Annotated in this window: 24 protein-coding genes; 16 read left to right on the top strand and 8 right to left on the bottom strand. The window is 68.8% G+C overall.

Features of this window, described 5'->3' with window-relative positions:
* Positions 1 to 57 precede the first annotated feature (57 nt).
* The gene (locus ACFYRU_RS04360; protein WP_387652830.1) at positions 58 to 786 is read left to right on the top strand and encodes a helix-turn-helix domain-containing protein; all 729 of its coding nucleotides are present in this window, start codon (positions 58 to 60) and stop codon (positions 784 to 786) included.
* Here the strand turns inward: ACFYRU_RS04360 and ACFYRU_RS04355 are convergent.
* Positions 783 to 1,895: a citrate synthase 2 gene (locus ACFYRU_RS04355; protein ID WP_387652828.1), complete on the bottom strand. Its 1,113-nt coding sequence runs from the start codon at positions 1,893 to 1,895 to the stop codon at positions 783 to 785. The two genes, ACFYRU_RS04360 and ACFYRU_RS04355, sit on opposite strands and share 4 nt — an antisense overlap.
* Positions 1,896 to 2,026: 131 nt before the next feature.
* Here ACFYRU_RS04355 and pdxH point away from each other — a divergent pair, with 131 nt between their 5' ends.
* Positions 2,027 to 2,668: a pyridoxamine 5'-phosphate oxidase gene (gene pdxH / locus ACFYRU_RS04350; protein ID WP_387652827.1), complete on the top strand. Its 642-nt coding sequence runs from the start codon at positions 2,027 to 2,029 to the stop codon at positions 2,666 to 2,668.
* Here the strand turns inward: pdxH and ACFYRU_RS04345 are convergent.
* The gene (locus tag ACFYRU_RS04345) at positions 2,617 to 4,785 is read right to left on the bottom strand and encodes an MMPL family transporter (protein WP_387652826.1); all 2,169 of its coding nucleotides are present in this window, start codon (positions 4,783 to 4,785) and stop codon (positions 2,617 to 2,619) included. The genes pdxH and ACFYRU_RS04345 overlap by 52 nt on opposite strands.
* Positions 4,786 to 4,898: 113 nt before the next feature.
* Here ACFYRU_RS04345 and ACFYRU_RS04340 point away from each other — a divergent pair, with 113 nt between their 5' ends.
* The 4 genes from ACFYRU_RS04340 to ACFYRU_RS04325 all read left to right on the top strand — a co-directional run bounded on the left by ACFYRU_RS04340 (position 4,899) and on the right by ACFYRU_RS04325 (position 7,757).
* Entirely contained in the window at positions 4,899 to 5,603 is a 705-nt protein-coding gene (locus ACFYRU_RS04340; RefSeq protein WP_387652824.1) for a TetR/AcrR family transcriptional regulator, read from the top strand.
* A 273-nt stretch (positions 5,604 to 5,876) separates the two neighbouring features.
* Positions 5,877 to 6,167 carry a hypothetical protein gene (locus ACFYRU_RS04335; protein ID WP_387652822.1) on the top strand — a complete coding sequence of 97 codons (291 nt, stop codon included), beginning with the start codon at positions 5,877 to 5,879 and terminating at the stop codon, positions 6,165 to 6,167.
* Complete coding sequence (locus ACFYRU_RS04330) at positions 6,167 to 7,144, top strand: SPFH domain-containing protein (RefSeq protein ID WP_387652820.1); 978 nt, start codon at positions 6,167 to 6,169, stop codon at positions 7,142 to 7,144. The genes ACFYRU_RS04335 and ACFYRU_RS04330 overlap by 1 nt, the downstream gene beginning before the upstream one ends.
* Positions 7,145 to 7,148: 4 nt before the next feature.
* Positions 7,149 to 7,757 carry a CGNR zinc finger domain-containing protein gene (locus tag ACFYRU_RS04325; RefSeq protein ID WP_387652818.1) on the top strand — a complete coding sequence of 203 codons (609 nt, stop codon included), beginning with the start codon at positions 7,149 to 7,151 and terminating at the stop codon, positions 7,755 to 7,757.
* On the opposite strand, the gene ACFYRU_RS04320 is transcribed toward ACFYRU_RS04325, so the two are convergent.
* Positions 7,750 to 8,460 (bottom strand): hypothetical protein, encoded by a 711-nt coding sequence (locus ACFYRU_RS04320; protein WP_387652816.1) that lies wholly within the window; start codon positions 8,458 to 8,460, stop codon positions 7,750 to 7,752. The two genes, ACFYRU_RS04325 and ACFYRU_RS04320, sit on opposite strands and share 8 nt — an antisense overlap.
* A 238-nt stretch (positions 8,461 to 8,698) precedes the next feature.
* Between ACFYRU_RS04320 and ACFYRU_RS04315 the strand changes: the two genes are divergently transcribed.
* The 5 genes from ACFYRU_RS04315 to ACFYRU_RS04295 all read left to right on the top strand — a co-directional run bounded on the left by ACFYRU_RS04315 (position 8,699) and on the right by ACFYRU_RS04295 (position 13,279).
* The gene (locus ACFYRU_RS04315; RefSeq protein WP_387652815.1) at positions 8,699 to 9,334 is read left to right on the top strand and encodes a TetR/AcrR family transcriptional regulator; all 636 of its coding nucleotides are present in this window, start codon (positions 8,699 to 8,701) and stop codon (positions 9,332 to 9,334) included.
* A 118-nt stretch (positions 9,335 to 9,452) separates the two neighbouring features.
* On the top strand, positions 9,453 to 10,403 hold the full coding sequence (locus ACFYRU_RS04310; protein ID WP_387652813.1) for an ROK family protein: 951 nt from the start codon (positions 9,453 to 9,455) through the stop codon (positions 10,401 to 10,403).
* Positions 10,400 to 11,530: an N-acetylglucosamine-6-phosphate deacetylase gene (gene nagA / locus ACFYRU_RS04305; protein WP_387652812.1), complete on the top strand. Its 1,131-nt coding sequence runs from the start codon at positions 10,400 to 10,402 to the stop codon at positions 11,528 to 11,530. The genes ACFYRU_RS04310 and nagA overlap by 4 nt, the downstream gene beginning before the upstream one ends.
* The gene (locus tag ACFYRU_RS04300) at positions 11,518 to 12,432 is read left to right on the top strand and encodes a 1-phosphofructokinase family hexose kinase (RefSeq protein ID WP_387652810.1); all 915 of its coding nucleotides are present in this window, start codon (positions 11,518 to 11,520) and stop codon (positions 12,430 to 12,432) included. Before nagA ends, ACFYRU_RS04300 begins: the two co-directional genes overlap by 13 nt.
* A gap of 10 nt (positions 12,433 to 12,442) precedes the next feature.
* Positions 12,443 to 13,279 (top strand): ketose-bisphosphate aldolase, encoded by an 837-nt coding sequence (locus ACFYRU_RS04295; protein ID WP_387652808.1) that lies wholly within the window; start codon positions 12,443 to 12,445, stop codon positions 13,277 to 13,279.
* Here ACFYRU_RS04295 and ACFYRU_RS04290 read toward each other — a convergent pair.
* Positions 13,276 to 13,557 (bottom strand): hypothetical protein, encoded by a 282-nt coding sequence (locus ACFYRU_RS04290; protein ID WP_387652807.1) that lies wholly within the window; start codon positions 13,555 to 13,557, stop codon positions 13,276 to 13,278. The genes ACFYRU_RS04295 and ACFYRU_RS04290 overlap by 4 nt on opposite strands.
* A 48-nt stretch (positions 13,558 to 13,605) precedes the next feature.
* On the opposite strand from ACFYRU_RS04290, the gene ACFYRU_RS04285 reads away from it, so the two are divergent.
* The 3 genes from ACFYRU_RS04285 to ACFYRU_RS04275 all read left to right on the top strand — a co-directional run bounded on the left by ACFYRU_RS04285 (position 13,606) and on the right by ACFYRU_RS04275 (position 16,021).
* Positions 13,606 to 14,178: a hypothetical protein gene (locus tag ACFYRU_RS04285; RefSeq protein WP_387652806.1), complete on the top strand. Its 573-nt coding sequence runs from the start codon at positions 13,606 to 13,608 to the stop codon at positions 14,176 to 14,178.
* Between the two features lie 75 nt (positions 14,179 to 14,253).
* Positions 14,254 to 14,778, top strand: coding sequence for a hypothetical protein (locus tag ACFYRU_RS04280; protein WP_387652804.1), 525 nt, complete (start codon positions 14,254 to 14,256; stop codon positions 14,776 to 14,778).
* Positions 14,735 to 16,021 (top strand): APC family permease, encoded by a 1,287-nt coding sequence (locus ACFYRU_RS04275; protein WP_387652803.1) that lies wholly within the window; start codon positions 14,735 to 14,737, stop codon positions 16,019 to 16,021. The genes ACFYRU_RS04280 and ACFYRU_RS04275 overlap by 44 nt, the downstream gene beginning before the upstream one ends.
* Here ACFYRU_RS04275 and ACFYRU_RS04270 read toward each other — a convergent pair.
* From ACFYRU_RS04270 to ACFYRU_RS04255, 4 genes are read right to left on the bottom strand one after another with little or no spacing between them, the layout of a single operon-like run.
* On the bottom strand, positions 15,987 to 17,042 hold the full coding sequence (locus ACFYRU_RS04270; RefSeq protein ID WP_387652801.1) for an ABC transporter permease: 1,056 nt from the start codon (positions 17,040 to 17,042) through the stop codon (positions 15,987 to 15,989). The two genes, ACFYRU_RS04275 and ACFYRU_RS04270, sit on opposite strands and share 35 nt — an antisense overlap.
* Entirely contained in the window at positions 17,039 to 17,917 is an 879-nt protein-coding gene (locus ACFYRU_RS04265; protein ID WP_387652799.1) for an ABC transporter ATP-binding protein, read from the bottom strand. Before ACFYRU_RS04265 ends, ACFYRU_RS04270 begins: the two co-directional genes overlap by 4 nt.
* Positions 17,914 to 18,306, bottom strand: a complete 393-nt coding sequence (locus ACFYRU_RS04260) for a GntR family transcriptional regulator (RefSeq protein WP_387652797.1) — start codon at positions 18,304 to 18,306, stop codon at positions 17,914 to 17,916. Before ACFYRU_RS04260 ends, ACFYRU_RS04265 begins: the two co-directional genes overlap by 4 nt.
* A gap of 56 nt (positions 18,307 to 18,362) precedes the next feature.
* Complete coding sequence (locus ACFYRU_RS04255; RefSeq protein ID WP_387652795.1) at positions 18,363 to 19,643, bottom strand: cryptochrome/photolyase family protein; 1,281 nt, start codon at positions 19,641 to 19,643, stop codon at positions 18,363 to 18,365.
* A 60-nt stretch (positions 19,644 to 19,703) separates the two neighbouring features.
* Between ACFYRU_RS04255 and ACFYRU_RS04250 the strand changes: the two genes are divergently transcribed.
* Together ACFYRU_RS04250 and ACFYRU_RS04245 are read left to right on the top strand one after the other, a co-directional pair.
* Complete coding sequence (locus tag ACFYRU_RS04250; protein WP_387652793.1) at positions 19,704 to 20,408, top strand: metal-dependent transcriptional regulator; 705 nt, start codon at positions 19,704 to 19,706, stop codon at positions 20,406 to 20,408.
* A 75-nt stretch (positions 20,409 to 20,483) separates the two neighbouring features.
* A complete protein-coding gene (locus ACFYRU_RS04245) occupies positions 20,484 to 21,260 on the top strand; it encodes a class I SAM-dependent methyltransferase (protein WP_387652791.1) in 777 nt (258 codons plus the stop codon).
* Positions 21,261 to 21,262: the final 2 nt, after the last annotated feature.

Here is a 21,262-nt window from a genome sequence, read left to right as displayed (position 1 = left end):
CACGGACGATTCACGCGAGGACTTGAACTTTTGTTGCATCGGCTCCAGCTGCAGCGAATGACCGCACCGACCTTCTGGCGCTGCGAACCGAGCTGGTCGTGGACGTCGCCGCAGCTCGCGGACCACCTGCTGTGGTGTGTCCTCGACGGTCGCGGCGTGCTCGAGCTCGACAGCCGGCGGCAGGAGCTGCACCCCGGGATCTGCGCCGTCTTCCAGCCGGGCGACGCCCCGCGGGCAACCCACGACCCGCACCGAAGGCTGCTCGTCTTCGGCATGCACTTCGTGACCGCGCCGGCGGTCGCGCCGGAGCCGCGGTGGGGTGAGGTGATGGACCGCGAGTTGCTCGGCGTACTGGCCCGCACCAGCGACGCGGCGTACCGGCGCGCTGATCCGATCGGCCGCCGTCAGGCCGAACTGTGCCTAGAGCAACTGGTTGCGCTGATCTGGGACGCCGTCCACAACCCGGCCCGTGGCGGTGCCGACGCGGAGGTCGACGAGATCGCGAGACAGCTCCGGGAGGATCCGGGCCGCGACTGGACCGTCAGCGAGATGTCACGCGGCGTCGCGCTCAGCCGGGCGCAGTTCACCCGGCGCTTCGTCAAACAGTTCGGGATGTCGCCGGCGCAGTACCTGATCCAGGCGCGGATCGACCGTGCGCACCAGCTGCTCACCGAGAGCGGCATGACCGTCACCGAGACGGCCGCCGCCCTCGGCTACACCGATGTCCCGTACTTCAGCCGCCAGTACAAACAGCGGACGGGGCGAAGCCCGAGCCAGGACCGCTAGGCCCAGTTGGGGTTCCAGCCCTCGATCGAGTCGGCCGGGCGGGACGCCGGGCCGGAGTAGATCGCGGACGGGCGGATCAGCCGGCCGGTGCGCTTCTGCTCCAGGACGTGGGCGCTCCAGCCCGCGGTCCGGGCGCAGGTGAACATCGACGTGAACATCGGCGGCGGGACCTCTGCGAAGTCCAGCACGATCGCGGCCCAGAACTCGACGTTCGTCTCGAGTACGCGGTCCGGCCGCCGTTCGCGCAGCTCGGCCAGCGCGGCCTGCTCCAGCGCCTCGGCCACCTCGTACCGCGGGGCATCGAGTTCACGGGCCGTACGGCGAAGCACCCGAGCGCGCGGGTCCTCGGCGCGGTACACGCGGTGCCCGAAGCCCATCAGCCGCTCGCCCGCGTCCAGCAGCCCCTTGACGTACGACCGGGCGTCGCCGGAACGCTCCACGCCCTCGATCATCGTCAGCACCCGGGCCGGCGCACCGCCGTGCAGCGGACCGGACATCGCGCCGACCGCGCCGGACAGCGCCGCGGCGACATCCGCGCCGGTCGACGCGATCACCCGCGCGGTGAACGTCGAGGCGTTCATCCCGTGCTCGGCCGCGGAGGTCCAATAGGCGTCCACCGCCTGCACATGACGAGGGTCCGGCTCGCCGCGCCAGCGGATCATGAACCGCTCGGTGATCGTGGTCGCCTTGTCCACCTCACGCTGCGGGACCATCGGGTGCCCGATCCCGCGGGCCGCCTGCGCGACGTACGACAACGCCATCACCGCGGCGCGGGACAGGTCCTCGCGGGCCTGCACGTCGTCGATGTCGTACAGCGGCCGCAGACCCCAGGCGGGTGCCAGCATGGCCAGCGCGGACTGTACGTCGACCCGGATGTCACCGGTGTGCACCGGCAGCGGGAACGGCTCGGCCGGCGGCAGGCCGGGCGTGAACGCGCCGTCGACCAGCAGGCCCCAGACGTTCTCGAACGGCACCCGGCCGACCAGGTCCTCGATGTCCACACCGCGGTAGCGGAGCGCCGAACCTTCCTTGTCCGGCTCGGCGATCTGTGTGTCGAACGCGACCACACCCTCCAGCCCGTGCTGCACCTCGGTCCTCGGATCAGACATACGGCTCCTTAGTGGTCAGGGTGCAGGCTCACCAGGAGCCCGCGCATCCTGGGCGCTCAGGCAGCATAGTTCTCCGCCCCGACAACCGGACACCTTTGTGACCCGTTCGGCCACCTCAGTAATGTCGAGCTGTGGATCTTGGCGAGATGCGGGAGACGTACGGCCTTGGTGAGCTGCTCGAGAGTCAGGTCGATGCCGACCCTCTGAAGCAGTTCCAGACCTGGTTGGAGCAAGCGCGCCAAGCGGGTCTGGCCGAGCCCAATGCGATGGTGGTGGCAACGGCTGACGCCAACGGCCGCCCGTCGGCGCGGACGGTGCTGCTGAAGCGCCTGGACGAGCGTGGCTTTGTCTTCTACACCAACCAGCAGTCCCGCAAGGCTGACGACCTCGCTGCCAACCCACAGTGCGCTCTGGTGTTCCCGTGGCACGCCATGGAACGCCAGGTACGTGTGGAAGGCACCGTCACGAAGCTCCCGACCGAAGAGGTCGACGAGTACTTCGCCAGCCGTCCCCGTGGCTCCCAACTCGGCGCCTGGGCTTCACAGCAGAGCCAGCCCGTCGAGTCCCGTGAAGAGCTGGACCTGCAGTACGAGTCGTACGAGCGCCAGTGGCCGGAAGGCACCGAGATCTCCACCCCGTACTTCTGGGGCGGCTACCTGGTCGCCCCCGAGGTGTTCGAGTTCTGGCAGGGCCGTACCGGCCGGCTGCACGATCGCCTGGCCTACCGCCGTACCAGCTCGTCGTCATGGGTGTTGTCCAGGCTCCAGCCCTGATCGCCCGTCTCGCGGAAGCCATGCCGCTTCCACCAGCGAGCCAGCGGAGCGGGTGCCCACCAGTTCGCGCGGCCGAGCAGCCGCATCGTCGCCGGCACGAGCAACGCCCGCACGATCGTCGCGTCCAGCGCGATCGCGATCACCAGCCCGACGCCGATCATCTTCACGAACACGATGCCTGACGTGGAGAACGCGGCCACCACGATGATCAGCAGCAACGCCGCGCTGGTGATGATCCCGCCGGTCCGCTGCAACCCGAGCGCGACCGCTTGCGTGTTGTCGCCGGTCCGGTCGTACTCCTCCCGGATCCGGCTGAGCAGGAACACTTCGTAGTCCATCGACAGCCCGAACAGTACGGCGAACAGCAGCACAGGGTTCGTCGCGTCGAGGAACCCGGCCGGCGTGAAGCTCAGCAACCAGGACAGGTGTCCTTCCTGGAAGATCCACACCATCGCCCCGAACGCCGCCGACAACGACAGCACGTTCATCACCAGCGCCTTCGCCGGCAACACGAAGGAGCCGAAGGCAACGAACAGCAGCACGAAGGTGACGATCACGATGAACCCGGCCATGTACGGCGCGCGCTCCTTCAGCACATGCAGCAGGTCGATCACCGCCGCCGTCTCACCTCCGACCTGCACAGAGGTGCCATCAGGTGCAGGCACAGCCCGTACCCCGTGCACGACGTCTCGCGCCGGCAACTCCTGCCCGGTGTAGTGCGTGTGTACGACGACTGACGCGACACCGTGCGCATAGCCACCGAGCCGTACGTCCTCCACGCCTCGCACCTGCTTCAGCTGGGCAATGTACGGCGCCAGCGTCGCCGAAGGATCCGAGGAGACTCGCACTGCCACGTAGATGTCCGACCCGCCCGCGCCAGGGAAGTCCCGCTGCAGCGTTTCCGTCACGGTCCGCGAGGTGGCGCCCGCAGGCAACGACCGGTGATCCACCCCGCCGAGCTGTGCGTTCAGGAACGGGATCCCGAGCACGAGCAGCACCGGTACGAGGACGACGACGTACCGCACCGGCCGCCGCATCACGCTGTGCGCGAGCCGGTACCAGGTGCCGTGCTCGGCGGCGGAACGACGGGGTTTGAAGATCCGCAGGTTGTTGACCCGGTGCCCGAGGACCGCGAGCAGCGCGGGCAGTGCGGTCAGTGCCGCGATCATCGCGATCGCGACCGCCGCGGCACCGCCGTACGCCATCGACTTCAGGAACATCACCGGGAACAGCACCAGGCTGCTGATCGCGACGCCGACGGTCACGCCGGAGAACGCGACGGTCCGCCCGGCGGTCGCCATCGTCGCGGTCAGCGCGGTCTCGACATCGTTGCCGTGCGCAAGCTCTTCGCGGAACCTGGTGACGATGAACAACGCGTAGTCGATCGCGAGGCCGAGCCCGATCATCGTGACGATGTTGATCGAGAAGATCGAGACGTCGGTGACCGCCGACAACCCGCGGAGCAGGACGAACGCACCGAGGATCGCCAGCGCGCCGACGAACAGCGGCAGCGAGGCGGCGACCAGGCCACCGAACACCACGACCAACAGCACCAGCACGATCGGCGTCGAGATCGACTCGGCCTTCACGATGTCGTGCTCGGTCTGCGTGTTCACCTCGTCGAACACCGCGACCTCGCCACCGACCTTCGTGTCCAGCCCGTGCGCCTGGGACCGCACCTGCGTCGCGATCTTGTGGAAGGTGTCGAGCCGGTCCTCCGGCGTGGCGCCGGCCAGCGTGAGGACGGCGTACGTGCTGTGCTGGTCCTTCGACACGAACGCCGGCGACTTCGTACTCCAGTACGTCGCCACCCCGGTCACGTCGGCGGTCGGCAACGCCGACAGATGCTGCTCGACGGCCTGCCGGAAGGCCGGTTCGGCGACGGTCGACGACGGGCTGCGGTAGAGCACGATCACGTCGGTGCCGGTGCGGCCGACGTTCTGCTCGATGGTCCTGACCGCGTTCGCGGCCTCGGTGTCCGGCGCGTCGAAGCCGCCGTTCGCAAGCGAGCCGAACACGCCGGTGCCCCAGGCGAGCCCGAGGACGACGAAAACTCCGGTCAGCGCGAGCACCAACCGGCGCCGCCGGTACGTGAAATGGCCGAGCGTCTCGAACACGAACTCTCCCGAAGGGCGTAGATTGAGCGGAAGGCGTCGAGTGAACAGTGTTAACTGTTAACGGTGTTCACTCTACGGTCGGGCACTACTGCGATGTCAAGGGAGAGTTGAAGGTGGACAGCCGGGACCGGCGCCGGGCGGCGACCCTGACCGAGATCAAGGCGGCTGCCCGCAGACTGCTGGTCAGCGGCGGTACGTCGGCGGTCGGCCTGCGCGCGGTCGCCCGGGAACTCGGCCTGACCCCGCCCGCCCTCTACCGGTACTTCCCGAGCCACGAGGCGCTGATCGGTGCCCTGGTCACCGATCTGTACGACGAGCTGACCACCGCGCTGATGGATCTCGCGAGCATGGACGAGGGCGATCTCGGCGCTAAGCTGTACCTGCTCGCGAACGGTCTGCGGGACTGGGCGCTCGCCCATCCGGCGGAGTTCGGGCTGGTGTTCGGGACGGCCGTACCGAATCCGGACGACGACGATCACGAGGCGACGCCCGGGCACCAAGCCGCGATGCGCTTCGGTGGGCTGTTCAAGGAGCTGGTCGCGCAGATCTGGCACGAGAAGCCGTTCCCGCATCCGGCCGACGCCGAACTCGGGTCCGCGCTGGTCGAGCAGCTGACCGCCGAGTCGGAGCACTTCCACGGGATGCCGGCCGGCGCGATCTACCTGTCGCTGAACTACTGGACCAGGCTGTACGGCCTGATCTGCATGGAGGTCTTCGGCCAGCTGCACTGGGTGCTGCCGGACGCGGCCGCGTACTTCGAGGCGCAGCTCTTCGAGATCGGCCAGGCGCTGGGTCTGGACTGCCCGGAACCAGAATAGAAAGAAGCCCGCGGGCGCTTCCTGAGGCGCGACCGGGTGGCCGTGCTCAGGGTCAGGCGGACTGTCCTGACTGCCCGCGGGCCCGGTGGCTGGCGTTGTATTGGCCGACCACTTGCCCACTAACTTGTGGTTGGCGGTTAGCCCGCCGCCACCTCACGAGTCCGATAGCAATTCATGCGTTGGACCACCTCCCTTCGCGTGTACTGAGAACCTACTGCCGCGCCGTTCGCCCTTCAACCGTTTTTCGCCCAGGGATGAACCACAATCGACGCCATGATCAGACTCGGACTGCCGGCGATCGTGCTGTTGATCGGAACCGCCTGGTTCGCGTGGGCGTCGTACCGCCGGGCGGTGAACGCGGAGCAGGCGCTGGCCGAACTGAACGCCGAACACCGGGCGCTGATGCACGAGGTCAGGGCGCTGGAGAAGGCGGTCGCGGCGGCCGAGCAGGGTCTGCGTACGCTCAGCTCGCATCCATCGGTGCCGCGCGACGTCGCGGTCACCGCCGACCTGACCTTGGCCGACGTACGGCGCATGGTGGAACACAAGGAGCTCGACGACTGATGGCAAAACTGGGGAGCGCAGCCGCCGCGATCAAGCCGAAAGGCAGCGTGAAGGCGAAGGTGATCGGGGGACTGGTCGTCGGCGTGATCGCGCTGATCATCCTGTTCAACATCTTCAACTTCGCCAACACCGACGCCAACCGGATCGGCCTGCACTACGGCGGCGGCGTGATCGAGGACAAGAAGTTCAAGTCGATCATCCCGCCCGGTTCGACGAACAAGCTGATCGGCCCGGGCGACACGGTCTACACGTACCCGATCGACCAGCGCTCGTACATCATCGGCGGCGACGGCGCCGACACGGACGCGGCCGACGAGGTCACCGTGGTCAGCAAGGACAACGTGCGGCTCGGCGTCCGGGTCCAGGTGTACTTCACGCTGAACCGCGACAAGGACGTGATCAAGTCCTTCCACGAGCGGATCGGCCTGAAGACCGAGGCGTACGAGGAACGCGGCTGGAACGACATGCTGCAGAGCTACTTCCGCCCGCAGATCGACCGGGCGCTGTCCGCGGTCGCGACGAACTACGGCTGGGCCGAGCTGTACAACAACGAGGCGAAGAAGTCCGCGTTCCAGACCGCCGCGGCCAAGGAGTTCACCCGGCTGCTGCCGGCCGCGGTCGGTGGCGACTACTTCTGCGGCCCGGGCTACAACGGCACCAACGACTGCGGCGAGCTGTCCTTCACGGTGCAGAAGCCGATGCCGCTGGACAAGGGCATCATCGACGGGCTCGAGGCGAAGCAGCGCGCCGAGCTGGCGAAGGCTACGCAGGAGCAGAAGAACCAGCAGGTCCAGGTCGAGCTGCAGTCGGTCCAGCAGCAGGTCAAGCTGCTCGGCGCGAACGGCTACCTGCTGAAGTCCGCGATCGAGTCGGGCAAGATCCAGTTCATGGTGATCCCGCAGAACGGCAACGTCAGCATCCCGGTGCCGACCACCACGCAGTCGCCGAGCACGCAGCCGACCGAACCGGCAAGATGAACGCATGACCGCGTTGCCGTCGCACTTGGAGTTGGTGCAGGGCGTTGTCCTGCCCAAGCCGGTCGGCGCGCATCCGGTGCTCGACTTCGTCAACACCCGGTCCGAGTGGACCACCCGTGGCCCCGCCCGGACCGAGTGGCTGACGTCGTACGAGGCCTTCGTGATCTGGAACTCGTACGCCGGCCTGTTGTCGCCGGCCACGACGTTCCGCCTGATCGAGCAGGCCGGCAGCAGCCCGAGTGAGGTCGTACGGCGGCTGCAGGCCACCCTCGGCTTCCGCGTCGACCTGTACGACGTACTCACCGGGCAGGCGACCGAGTCGACGTTCGACGCGGCCGCCCGGCTGATCGAGAAGGCGTCCGGCCGGCGGCGGCTCGTACAGTCCGACGACGGACCGGCCTGGGAGCTCCCGGAGGACCTCGCGCTGCCGCTCTACAACCTCGCGTTGCTCGCGGGCGACCTGCTCACCGGTCCGGCCCGCGAGCACGTCCGGACCTGCCCGTCGTGCGGCTGGCTGTTTCTCGACCCGCGTGGCCGTCGGCGCTGGTGCTCGATGGCGACCTGCGGCAACCGCGCCAAGGTCCGCGCCCACGCGGCTCGTAGCGCTAGTTGAAGGCAGCCGGGTCGACCGTGATCCAGGTGTGCTTCGCGCGGGCGAGGACCCGGCCGTCAGCGTCGTACAGCGTGCTGGCCGTGAACGTCTTGCGGCCGTCCTCGCCGAGGTAGCGGCCGAGCGCGACGCATTCCTCGCCGGCCTGCGGGCGTGCGTCGATGCACGCGGTCAGCTGACCGAGGACGGACGGGCGGCCGTCGAGGTCGATCGTCCAGCCGCCGGGGCAGTCCAGCGCCGCCCACAGGAACACCTCGTCGACGAGTCCGTCGGTCGCGAGGTCCGCCGCGGGCCGCCAGGTGCATGCCGTCCGGCCGCCGCCGATCGGGCCCGGCTTCAACTGCAGGCCGCGCTGGTTCGCCGGCCCGCAGACGAAGCAGGTCGGGAACGGGTGATCGTGCAGACCCCGGTACGATGCCTCGGCCGCGCGCGCCTCGCCGGGCAGCACCGGGTCGATCGTCGCGTCGGCCAGGAACTCGCTGTCGACCGGTACGCCCTCGGCCACCAGAACGTCACCGTCGGTGAGTTTTCCGGAGGTGAGATCGAGGTCCTGCTCCAGCGGCGGCGGCATCCGCAACGTCACCTTGGGCACCTGTGACCCGTCCAGTTCCGCGGCCACCGCGGTCCCGACCAGACCGGCCACGTACCCGCCGTTGCCCGACCGCTCCGGCCCCTGGAACCGCCGCTCGACCCGCACCAAAGTCATGGCCCACGACCCTAACGCACTAACGGATTCCACCCGTTCGCGCACGGTTCGTGGTGGAGGTGTGAAGGGTGAGAGCGGTGGGAAGAAAAGGGTTTCAGAGAAATCTGAGGATTTCTCGGAGATAACTGAGCTGGACCCTCCTGTTCAAACGACCGTTTGAACTATGCTGACTGCAAGCTACTGCGCGTGAGCAGGTGGGGTGCCTGAGCGAGCGGTAGCCGGGGGGAAGGAGAACTCTGTGGAAACACCGGTCGAGACGACCAGGGAGCGGTTGCTCAACGTCGCCGAGCAACGGTTCGGCGAGGGGGGCTACGAAGGAACGTCGCTGCGCGCCATCACGGTCGCGGCGGCCGCGAACATCGCGGCGGTCAACTACCACTTCGGCTCGAAGGAAGCACTGCTGCGCGCCGCGGTCGGGCGCGCGATGGCGCCGGTCAACACCGAACGGCGGCGCCGGCTGGACCAGTTGGAAGCGGGCGGCGAGCCGACGCCCGAGGAGATCATCCGGGCGTTCGTCGAACCCGGTCTGGAATTGGTACTGCGCCGTGGTGAACGTGGCGCGGTGGTGGCGCGGTTCATCGGCCGGATCGCGTTCGATCCGAGCCGCCGGATCCGGGAGCTGTACGCGGCCGAGTCGGATCCGATCGAGAGCAGGTACCTGGCCGCGCTCCGCAAGGCGCTGCCGCAGGCGTCCCCGGACGCGGTCGCCTTCGGGTACCTGAACATGCAGGGCCTGCTGGCGCTGCACCAGTCCCAGGCCCTCGCTCCAGTGCCGGGTGCCGCCGGCCCTGGGAGCACCGAGGACCCGGGCAAGCTCGCCGAGAACCTGGTGACCTTCCTGGTCGCCGCGTTCGACCGCGGCCTGCGCTCCTGACCAAGGTCCTGCTTGGGGGAGCAGCGAGCGGAAAACCGTGGATTCCCTGCCCACGGTTTTGTCCGTGTTTTGCTCATGGATGTTCGGACCCCGGGGTAACGCTGCATAATGGCGCTCTGTGGACCCCTGTGAAGTCGTGGTTGCCGTCGACCTCGGTGGAACCCGGATGAAGTGCGGCCTGGTCGCCGCCGACGGTGCCGTGCTGCACCGCGAGACCAGGCCGACGCCCCGGGCCGATCCGCGGGACGGTGGCCGTGCCGTGCTCGACGCCTTGCTGGAGACGGTGGTCGAGCTCGGCCAGAAGGCGACCGCCGAGGGCCACCGGGTACGCGCGATCGGTGTGGTCGTACCAGGCGTGATCGACGCGGAGCACGGCACCGTCGGCGCCGAGAACCTGGAGTGGGTCGGTACGCCGGTCCTCGCCTCGTTGCAGGCGGCGGTGGCCACGGACGTCCCGATCGTGCTGGCGCACGATGTCCGCGCCGGTGGGTACGCCGAGTTCCGGCAGGGTGCGCTGGCCGGGACCACGAACTCGATGTTCCTCCCGCTCGGTACCGGGATCGCGGCCGCGATGATCGTGGACGGCTCGCTGGTCAGCGGCGACGGGTACGCCGGTGAACTCGGCCACTCGAAGTTCATCCACGGCGACGCCGCCGAGCTCTGCGCGTGCGGGCAGTGGGGCTGCCTCGAGACGGTCGCGTCCGCCGCCGCGCTGGCCCGCCGGTACACCGCCCGCACGGGACGGACCGTCGACGGCGCCCGTGAGGTGATGGAGCTGCTGGCGGCCGGTGACCCGGATGCCGCGGCGGTCTGGAAGGACGCGCTGACCGCGCTGATCGACGCCTTGGTGCTGTACACGACACTGGTGGCGCCGACCCGGATCGCCATCGGCGGCGGCCTGATCGGCGCCGGCGAGACGCTGCTGCAACCGCTCCGCGAAGGGGTGCACGCGCGGCTGACGTTCCAGCGCGAACCGGAGATCGTGGCGGCCGTGCTCGGCGAGGAAGCCGGCATGCTCGGCGCCGCGCAGATGGCCTGGGACCGCGCGCAGGAGGAGGAGACGGCATGACGACGTACCGGGTGGGACGGGTGGTGACGCCGGACGACGTGCTGGAGAACGCCTGGATCCAGGTGGACGGCGAGGACATCCGGGCGTTCGGACGCCGGTCCGAGGGGATGCCGGCCGACGGCAAGCGGCCCGAGGACCTCGGCAACGTGACCGTCGTACCGGGGTTCGTCGACATCCACACCCACGGCGGCGGCGGGTCGACGTACTCCACGACCGACCCGGAGGAGGCGCGCAAGGTCGCGGCCTTCCACGCGAAGCACGGTACGACGACCACAATGGCGAGCCTGGTGACCGCGTCGCTCGACGACCTCGTCGCGCAGACTGCGTGCCTCGCGGAGCTGATCGAGGACGGCGTGATCGCGGGCGTCCACCTCGAAGGGCCGTTCCTGTCCACGGCGCGCTGCGGTGCGCACGAGCCGTCGCTGCTCCGGCCGCCGCTCAAGGACGATGTCGCGCAGGTGCTCGGCGACGCGGTGAAGATGGTGACGATCGCCCCGGAGCTGGAGAACGGCCTCGAAGCGATCCGCCAGGTGGTCGACGCCGGCGCGGTCGCGGCGCTCGGGCACACCGACGCGACGTACGAGCAGATGGTCGGCGGTGCCGACGCCGGCGCGACTGTCGCCACGCACCTGTTCAACGGGATGCGGCCGTTCCACCACCGCGACCCCGGCCCGGTCGGCGCCGCGCTGAACGACGAACGCCTGCTGCTCGAGGTGATCAACGACGGCATGCACCTGGACCCGCAGGTCGTCCGGGTCGCGCTCGCGGCAGCCGGCGTGCACCGGATCGCGTTGATCACCGACGCGATGATGGCGACCGGCATGCCGAACGGTCGGTACCACATCGGCAGCCTCGAGGTGGACGTCAAAGACGGTCTCGCGACGCTTGCGCACGGCAGCCATTCGATCGCCGGCTCGACGCTGACGATGGACGTCGCGTTCCGGAACGCGGTCAACGCCGGTACGTCGCTGGTGGACGCGTCCCGGATGGCGTCGACCACGCCGGCGCAGGCGTTCGGCTGGTACGACGTCGGCTCGATCGAGACCGGGAAGCGCGCGGACCTGGTGCTGCTCGACGACGAGTACGCCGTCCAGAAGGTGATGCGGGCGGGGTCGTGGCTGGACTGATCGGGACCGTCACGCTGAACCTCGCGCTGGACGTGACGTACGAGGTCGACGAACTGCAGGTCGGCGGGAGCCACCGCGTCGACCGGATCCGGCGGCGGGCCGGCGGCAAGGGCGTGAACGTGGCGCGGGTCGCCGCGACGCTCGGGCACCAGGCGCTGGTGCTCGGGTTCGTCGGTGGCGTGACCGGCGAGCTGGTCGCGGAGGAACTGTTCGACGCGGGACTGACCGCGCTGCTCACCCCGATCGCCGGCGAGACCCGCCGTACCGTTGCCATCGTCAACGATGTGGACGGGGACGCGACGATCTTCAACGAGGCCGGTCCGTCGGTCAGCGCCGACGAGTGGCGGGCGTTCGGGGACCGGATGCCGTGGGGGCGGCTCGGGGTGCTCGCGTGTTCGGGCAGTCTGCCGCCGGGGATCCCGGCCGACGCCTACGCCGAGCTGGCCGTACGCGCGCGGCATCACGACGTACTGTCGGTGATCGACGCCGGCGGCGATGCGCTGAAGGCCGCGGCCGGTGCTGGTGCCGTGGTGCGGGCGAACGCGGCCGAACTGCGTGCCGCCGTCGGGGATGTCGAGGTCGAGGAAGGTGCGTCGGAGCTCGTCGCGCTCGGGGCGACCGCGGCGGTGATCACCGACGGGCCGCGCGGGATGGTTGCCGCCAGCAAGAAGGGCGTCTGGCGAGCGTTGCCGGTCGAGACGGTCCGCGGAAACCCCACTGGTGCAGGGGATGCGTGTACGGCGGTGGTCGCGGCCGCTGTGGCGGAAGCGCCGGAGCCGGACTGGTCGGTCGTACTCAAGTCTGCTGTCGCGGCGTCCGCTGCCGCTGTGTTGACGCCTGTTGCCGGAGACATCGATCTGGCTGCCTACCGGCGTTGGCAGCCTCAGGTTGTCGTAAATTAAGGGAGTTCTCATGCCGTTGGTGTCCGGTGCCGAGGTTGTTCTGAGTGCGGCCAAGGCGGGTCGTGGAGTAGGCGCGTTCAACGTGATCCAGCTGGAGCACGCGACCGCGCTGATCGCGGGCGCTGAGCAGGCCGGGGCGCCGGTGATCCTGCAGATCAGTGAGAACGCAGTGAAGTACCACGGTTCGCTCAAGCCGATCGGGGTCGCGACGCTGGCGGCTGCGGCCGACGCGAAGGTGCCGGTCGTCGTACACCTGGACCACGCGATGGACCGCGACCTGGTGACCGAGGCGGTGTCGCTCGGCTTCACGTCGGTGATGTACGACGCGTCCAAGCTCGAGTACGACGACAACGTCGCGGCCACCAGCGAGGTGACGGCGTACTGCCACGACCACGGGGTCTTCGTCGAGGCCGAGATCGGCGAGGTCGGCGGCAAGGACGGCGTCCACGCCCCCGGCGCCCGCACCCGCCCCGACGAGGCCCTGGCCTTCGCCGAAGCGACCGGGGTCGACGCGCTGGCGGTAGCGGTTGGCTCGTCCCACGCCATGACCGAACGAACCGCCACTCTGGACTTCGAACTCATCACACAGTTGAAGGAAATCGTCCCGGTCCCGCTGGTGCTGCATGGTTCGTCCGGCGTAGCCGATGCCGATCTGACGCGGGCAGTGGAAGCCGGCATGACCAAGGTCAACATCGCCACCCACCTCAACAACGTCTTCACCGGCGTCGTACGCGACGTACTGGCCGACAACCCGAAGCTGGTCGACACCCGCAAGTACCTCGGCCCCGCACGTGACGCCGTAGCAGTTGAGGTGGCGCGGCTCCTCGGCGTACTGAAGGCCGTCTAGAGGGTCGCCGCTCCGCGGATCCAGTGCGCGCGGAGGTCGTCGCGCGCACGCTGGACCTCCTCGCGGGCGGTCGGGTCCGGCACCTCGAAGTCGTCGATCAGGCGGGTCAGCGCGAGTTCGAGCGCCGCGACCAGCGCGTCCTCTTCGGACAGGTCGGACTCGGCCACGCCGCGCAGCCCCGCGGCGAGCGCCGTCAGCCCGGCGTGCTCCTGCGCGGTGAGCTGCACCCGGAGCTCGGTCCGTTCCTTGCCCGCGCCACCCCGACCCTGGACGTCCACGCCTGCTCCTCCTCGCTGTTGGTACAGTCATGGTGCAATGCAACGACCATGTTGCACAAGGGCAAGGGGCCGCGGGTGGACGAGACGCTGCGTACGGCGACCATCGCCGTACTGTCCGAGCACGGCTGGGCCGGCGTGACGCTGGAACGCGTCGCCGAGCAGGTCGGGCGCTCGCGGGTGACGCTGTGGCGGCAGGGGCTGACCGTCGAGTCGTTGCTGAGTTCGCTGCTGGACGCGCTGGCCGACGACTACCGGGACACGATGTGGCCGGTGCTGGCCGGCTCGGGTACCGGGCGCGAGGGACTGATCCGGACGCTGGAGGCGTTGTTCGACGTGATCGACCGGCATCTGCCGTTGATGTTGTCGTCGGACCTGGTCTTCCATCAGGAGCAGGCGCGGAACGGGCCGGTGTCGTTCCTGGACCCGTTCGAGCGGTTCCTCCGTGAGGGAGAGGCGGACGGGACGCTGCATCCGCACGGGCGGATCAGTGACGTCGCCGAGGTGCTGATGGTGTCGGCGGCGTTCACGTACGTCCACATGCGCGGGCGGCACCACTGGTCGCGGTCGCGGGCGCGGCGGCTGACTCTCGACCTGGTGCTCCGCGGGGTGATCGAGGCGTGAAACATACCTGTTGCGTTTTATGCAACGGGCGTGTTTCACTGGCGGCATCATCACCGTCTTGCGCAGGAGATTGCCATGACTCTTCCGTACGCCGAACCGCTGGTCGTCCGCGAGCCGCAGGCCCGGGTGATCCCCGAGCCGCCGCGGGTCGGCGAGCCGGGTGGCGCCCCGTGCGGCCTGTGTGACTGGCTGGCCGACTTCGAACACTCCGACCACGAGAAGCCGATCTGGTACGACGACAACTGGGCGCTGTGCCGCGCGACCGGCGTCACCATCCCCGGCGTGGTGTGGCTGGCCAGCCGTGCCCACCACGACTCGTTCGCCGACCTGCCCGACCACCTGCTGCACTCGTACGCCCCGATCGTCGCCCGCGTCGAACGAGCCATCCTCGGGCTGGGCGACGTCGCCCGGGTGCACGTCTACCGCTGGGGCGACGGCTCGGCCCACTTCCACATCTGGTTCTTCCCGCGCCCCCTGGGCATGCTCGAAGCCAAACGCGAAATGCTGGCCCTCTGGGCAAACGTCCTACCCGAAGCCCCCAAGGAGTCCGTAGCCAATGCCGAAGCGAAAATCGCCGCGGCCCTGGCAGAAACCAACTGAGGTGACCTCACAGCAGGCGCTCGCGCGGCGGTTGGGGCTTCCTGATGCGGTGGTTATTGGGTTGGGGTCGATGGTGGGGGCGGGGGTGTTTGCGGTTTGGGCGCCTGCTGCTCGGGCTGCGGGTGGCGGGTTGTTGATCGGGCTGGTGATTGCTGCGGTTGTTGCTTATTGCAACGCCGTGGCTTCGGCTCAGTTGGCTGCTGTTTATCCGGTGTCGGGTGGGACGTACGTGTACGGGCGGGAGCGGTTGGGGGAGTGGTGGGGGTTTGCGGCGGGGTGGTGTTTTGTTATCGGGAAGACCGCCTCGTGTGCCGCGATGGCGTTGACGTTTGCCACCTATGTGGTGCCCAACCACTGGGCCCAGCGGCTGATCGCGTTGGTGGCGGTCGTGGTGCTGGCGGGCGTCAACTACCGCGGTATCACCAGGACAGCCAGGCTTACCCGGGTACTTGTGGCCTGTACGTTGCTGGTGCTGGCAGTCGTCCTGGTGGTGCTGTACTCGAGCCACCCCACCCACCACACCACAACGAGCACCTCGGCGTACGGCATCCTGCAGTCCGCCGGCCTGCTGTTCTTCGCGTTCGCCGGCTACGCGCGGATCGCCACCATGGGCGAAGAAGTCCGCGCGCCGGCCCGCACCATCCCGCGCGCCATCGGCATCGCGTTGGTGATTGCCATCGGCATCTACCTCGCGGTCGCCGTCGCCCTGCTGAAGACGAGCGACCCCGCGTCGACCGCGGCGCCCCTCGCGTCCGCGGTCGACGGAGTAGGTGCGGCCTGGGCGGTACCGGCGGTCCGGATCGGTGCCGCCCTAGCCAGTCTCGGGGCCTTGCTTGCATTGATCGCCGGCATCGGCCGTACGACCCTCGCGATGGCCCGCAACCGCGACCTGCCGTCGTGGCTGGCCGCCGTACATCCCCGCTACCAGGTCCCGCACCACGCCGAGCTCGCGCTCGCCGTGGTGGTAGGGATCCTGGTCCTCACTACCGATCTCCGAGGGGTGATCGGCTTCTCGTCCTTCGGTGTCCTGCTGTACTACGCGATCGCGAACGCCTCCGCCTTCACCCAGCCGGCCGACCAACGCCGCTGGCCTCGAGCCGTCAACATCCTCGGCCTCACCGGCTGCCTCGTGCTCGCGGTCACCCTCCCGTGGACCTCAGCAGTAGTAGCCGCCGCAGTCTTGGCAGCCGGCCTGCTGGTACGTAGGTTCACGACAGGTCGCGCCGGATCCGCCAGAAGCTGAACCCGGCCAGCAGCAACGCGAGCACGGCGAAGAACCCGAACTCCCGCCACTGCAACGCCCAGAAGCGGTTTGCCGCGAAGTACTTGATGTGCTGGCGGTAGCCTTCGTCGGCCAGCCGCTGGTAACAGGCAGCTGCCTTTGGTGATGGTTTGCCCTGGAAGGACACGCTGCCATTGCCCGGAGGCGGCGCGGCCGGTGCACAGTCGATCACCCAGTTCGGCAGCGAACTCACCGCGTTGCCGGCCTTGTCGACGGTCCTGTCGTAGAACTTCCAAGCGCCCACAGCCCCAGATGCGACTTCTATCTCTTTGACCGTTCCGTTCGGGCCGGTCATCCCGAAGCCGCGGATGTTGTCCTGTGACACGGTCAGGTTCGACTCGGTCGGCGCCAGCAGATGCGGCCGGATCAGCGACGGAGCCAGGACCTCCACGAGGATGACCACGGTCAGCGTGACCGCGAGCGCCACGACCGTACGGCGAATGACCAGCCCCATCGCGACACCGAAGGCGAACGCGAACGCGGCGTATCCGACCGGCACCAGGCCCCGCGCACCGAACTGCAGCGGAAACATCCGCGGCAGGAACGTGTTCGAGTCCTGACCCGCGTTGATGGCGTCGTCGATCGGCGCCGACCACTTGGTGACCGCGAAGCTGAGCAATCCGGCGATACCGACCGCGGCGAGGCCGGTCAGGCCGAGCTTGGTGGTCAGCCAGCGCCACCGCGAAATGCTCTGACTCCAGACCAGCCGGTGCGTGCCGGTCTCCAGTTCGCGGGCGATCAGTGGCGCGCCCCAGAAGGCGCCGATCACCGGCGGTACGGCGTACAGCAGTACGATCCCGACCTCGTACAGCAAGGGATTCAGCCGCTGGTAGCCGAGGTTTTGGATGAAGGCCGTGGTCCACCGGTGGTAGTCGTCGAGCAGACCGGGGCCCGTTGTGGCGAAGAAGATCGCGGCGGCGACGATCACTGTTGCCACGACCAGGAACTGGACGCGGAACTGCCGCCAGGTCAGCCAGATCATCGCTGCACCTCCAGGACCGGGCGCTCGGGCTGGGCGTCGCGGCCCATGTAGGCCAGTACGAGGTCCTCGAGCGTGAGTTGGGTGACCGTCCAGGACGGATCGTGGATCGGCTGTTCGGTCCGGATCAGGTACGTCGACTGCCGGTCGGTGTGGCTCGCCGTGACGACGTGCTGCTCCCGCGGCAGATCCTTCTGGTCGCGCCGCGGGCCGGTGATCCGGAAGTGCGTCGCCAGCAACGTGTCGATCTCGCCGCTCACCTGAACCCGCGAATCGACCAGCACGATCAGGTAGTCGCACGCGCGTTCCACGTCGGACACGAGATGCGAGGACAGTACGACGCTGAGCTCCTGTTCGGCGACCGCCTCCATCAGGTCCTGCAGGAACTCGCGCCGGGCCAGCGGATCCAGCGCGGCTACCGGCTCGTCGAGGATCAGCAGCTCGGGCCGTTTCGCCAGCCCGAGGGTCAGCGCGAGCTGTGCCCGCTGACCTCCGGACAGCCGCCCGGCGCGCTGTTTCGGATCGAGCTTGAGGCGCTGAACCCGTTGCTGGGCAAGGGATTCGTCCCATGCCGGGTTGAGTCGCGCCCCGAGCTTCAGGTGGTCGCTGACGCTCAACCGCCCGTACGTCGGCGTGTCCTGAGCGACGTACCCGACCTTCGCCTGCTGCGTACCGGCCGCCGCGCCGAGCACCTCGACGGACCCGGCACTGGGCGACAACATGCCGACAGCAAGGTTCAGGAACGTACTCTTGCCGGCGCCGTTCGGCCCGACCAGCCCGACCACGTGTCCGGCCGGAACCTCCACGTCACAGTCGGTCAGCGCCCAGCGCCGCCCGTACTTCTTCCCCAGCCCGTGGGCCTGCAGAACACTCGTCACGCTATGTCCTCCTGAGCGGCGGACCGAAAGGTTGTCAGGAACAACGCCTCGATGCTCTCGTCGTCGAGGCCTGCCTTGCGGGCCTTGGCCAGCCAGCGGCGCAGGTCCTGGCGGAGCGGGCCGTGGGCGGCCAGCGAGTTGTCGGTGAGGGTGCGGGTGACGAACGTGCCGCGCCCGGGGCGGGCCTGGACCAGGCCCTCGTGCTCGAGCTCGCGGTACGCCTTGAGCACGGTGTTCGGGTTGATCGCCAGCGCCGCGACGACGTCCTTCACGGTCGGCAGCTGGTCACCCTCGCGCAGCAGTCCGAGCCGCAACGCGTTCCGGACCTGCTGCACGATCTGCTGGTACGGCGAGACCCCCGACCGGCCGTCCAGATGGAACTCGATCATCAGTTACCTCATTCATCTAGGTAACTAGCACTATAGAGCTATGGTCCAAGCAGACGTCAAGACCGGATCGCGTCGTACCGGCGGAGCGCCTCGCGCCGGGCCTCGGCGTGATCGACGACCGGGGTCGGATAGCCCGGGGCGTCGTACTTCCACGGCTCGTGGGCGGTCTTGCCGTCGAGGTGCCGCAGTTCCGGGATCCAGCGGCGTACGTAGGCGCCGTCGGGGTCGAACTTGAGTCCTTGGCCGACGGGGTTGAAGATCCGGAAGTACGGCGCCGCGTCCGCGCCGCAGCCGGCCACCCACTGCCAGTTCAACGCGTTCGAGGCGAGGTCGCCGTCGCGCAGCGAACGCATGAACCAGCGCGCACCGTACTTCCAGTGGACGTGCAGATCCTTGACGAGGAACGACGCGACCACCATGCGTACCCGGTTGTGCATGAATCCGGTCTCCGCGAGCTGACGCATCCCCGCGTCCACGAACGGGAACCCGGTCCGCCCGGCGCACCACGCGTCGAACAGTTCGCCCGGTTCGTCGTACTGCATCCTCTCGAACTCGGGCCGCAACGGTTGCCACGCAGCGTGCGGGTGCCGGGCAAGCAGGTCCGCGCAGAACTCCCGCCACGCGAGCTCCCGGCGGTACGCCTCGCTTTCCAAGCCGGCGAGCATCGTCCGCGGGTGGATCTCCCCGTACTTCAACGGGATCGACATCCGCGACGTACTGTCCAGATCAGGCCGGTCCCGCTCGTCCTCGTACCCGGCGGGGTCATAGGAACGCCACCGTTCAAGCGCCACGGCTTCCCCAGCTTCGATCGAGCCGACCGGTAGCTTTTCGCTCGCGGCCTCGACCCACGTCACGTCGGCCGCTGCAACCGGCGGCCGCCACCCGTGGGCCAGCCAGGCCCTGAAGTACGGCGTGAAAACCTGGTACGGCCGGCCCTGCTGGTTGCGGATCCGCCCCGGCGCGACGGCGTACGGCGAACCGGTCCGCACCAACGGGCACCTCAATGCGGCTTCAACTTCTTCGTCGCGTTTCTGTCCGTACGGCGCATAGTCCGCGCTGATGTGCACACTTGACGCACCGATTTCTTCCGCGACGGCAGGTACGACGACGGCCGGATCACCTCGCCGTACCACCAGCCGCCCGCCCATCGAGTCGGACAGACTGCGCAACGACGCGGCCAGGTACTCGCGACGTGGATCGCCGGATCGCCCCCACAGCAACGGATCCAGCACGAACAGACCGAGGACCCCGCCGGAGGCGGCTGCGTCCAGCAGGGCAGGGTTGTCGGTCAGCCGGAGATCACGCCGGAACCACATCAGTGCTGTCACCAGGCTCATCCTCCGCCGGTACCCGCTGCGATTGGGTAAGGCTTGCCTACATAGGTGAGAATGGTTGTCGTGAGCGACCTGATCGATACCACCGAGATGTACCTGCGGACCGTCTACGAACTGGAAGAAGAAGGCATCGTGCCGCTGCGGGCACGGATCGCCGAGCGGTTGCACCAGTCCGGTCCGACGGTCAGTCAGACGGTCGCGCGGATGGAACGCGACGGTCTGATCAAGGTGGAGGGCGACCGCCACCTGGAGCTCACCGACGTCGGCCGCAAGCAGGCGGTCCGGGTGATGCGCAAGCACCGGCTGGCCGAGCGGTTGTTGGTCGACGTGATCGGGCTCGAGTGGGAGGACGTGCACGCCGAGGCCTGCCGCTGGGAGCACGTGATGAGCGACGCCGTCGAGCTGCGGCTGCTGCAGCTGCTCGGCAACCCGACCGAGTCGCCGTACGGAAACCCGATCCCGGGCCTGGAGGAGCTGCAGACCAGCAGCCAGGCGAGCGGTATCGAGGACTTCCGGATCGGCGTCGAGCCGCTCGACCAGGTACTCGACACCGCGACCGGGGAGAGCGTACGGGTGCTGGTCCGCCGGATCGCCGAGCCGGTGCAGACCGACGACGGCGCGATGGCCGTGCTGCGGAAGGCCGGGGCCCTGCCCGGTCGCGAGGTGGACTCGACCCTGGACGCCGAGGGCGTACTGGTCGGCAGCCGCGAAGCCGGCGGCGTGATCAGCGACGAGACCGCCGGCCACATCTTCGTCAGCCGGGTCTAGGTGACCTCAACTCTCTGTTAACGCAGCGCACCCGATGCGGTACATCGGGTGTTCTGCCGGTAGCGTCGGGCCGCGATGTCTGAGAATCCTGTCGATTGGCCGCAGTACCTGCGGGAGTTCCATACCGCCGCACCCGGAAGCACGGAGGCGTTGCTGTCCCGTGCCGTGGCAGGCGACCATACGCCGTACCGCTGGCTGGTCCGGGCGGTGTCCGGTGAAGCGCGCCGGATCCTCGACCTGGCCTGCGGGAACGGGCCGGTCGCCCGGGAGCTGTACGGACGCTGGGTCGTCGGCGTGGACAACAACGCGGCCCAGCTCGCCGGTGCGCCGGGCCCGAAGGTACGGGCGGACGCGCTGCACCTCCCGTTCGCGAACGAGGTCTTCGACGTCGTCACCTGCTCGATGGGGCTGATGGTCCTGCAGCCGCTCCCGGACGTGCTGCACGAGGCGGCCCGGGTGCTGCGGCGCGGCGGCGTACTGGCCGCGATCGTGCCCGCCGTACGGCCGCTGCGGCGCGGTGACATCCGGACGCTGAGCGGGCTCACCACACGGCTGCGGTCGACGCCGCAGTTCCCGGCCGGCGGCGAGATCACCGAGTTGAAGGACCAGCTCCATCACGCCGGTTTCGACGTGATGGAGAGCCAGCGCGAGCGGTACGTGTACATGATCCGCAGCCGCGACGACGCCCTCCGGCTCGTCAACGCGCTGTACCTGCCCGGTACGCCCGACGTACGGCGGGACACCGCCGCGGCCTGGCTCGCGGACCGGGCCGAGTCGAAGGACGGCCTCGAGGTGGCGATCCCGATCCGCCGGATCACCGCGATGCGAACCAAGGTGGCGCTGACTGTCTGAGT

Origin of the sequence: Kribbella sp. NPDC004536 (assembly GCF_042873835.1) — a bacterium.
In the GTDB taxonomy this organism is placed as follows: Bacteria; Actinomycetota; Actinomycetes; order Propionibacteriales; family Kribbellaceae; genus Kribbella.
The sequence above is the reverse complement of the archived record's forward strand: the minus strand, read 5'-3'. Positions and strand labels throughout refer to the sequence as shown.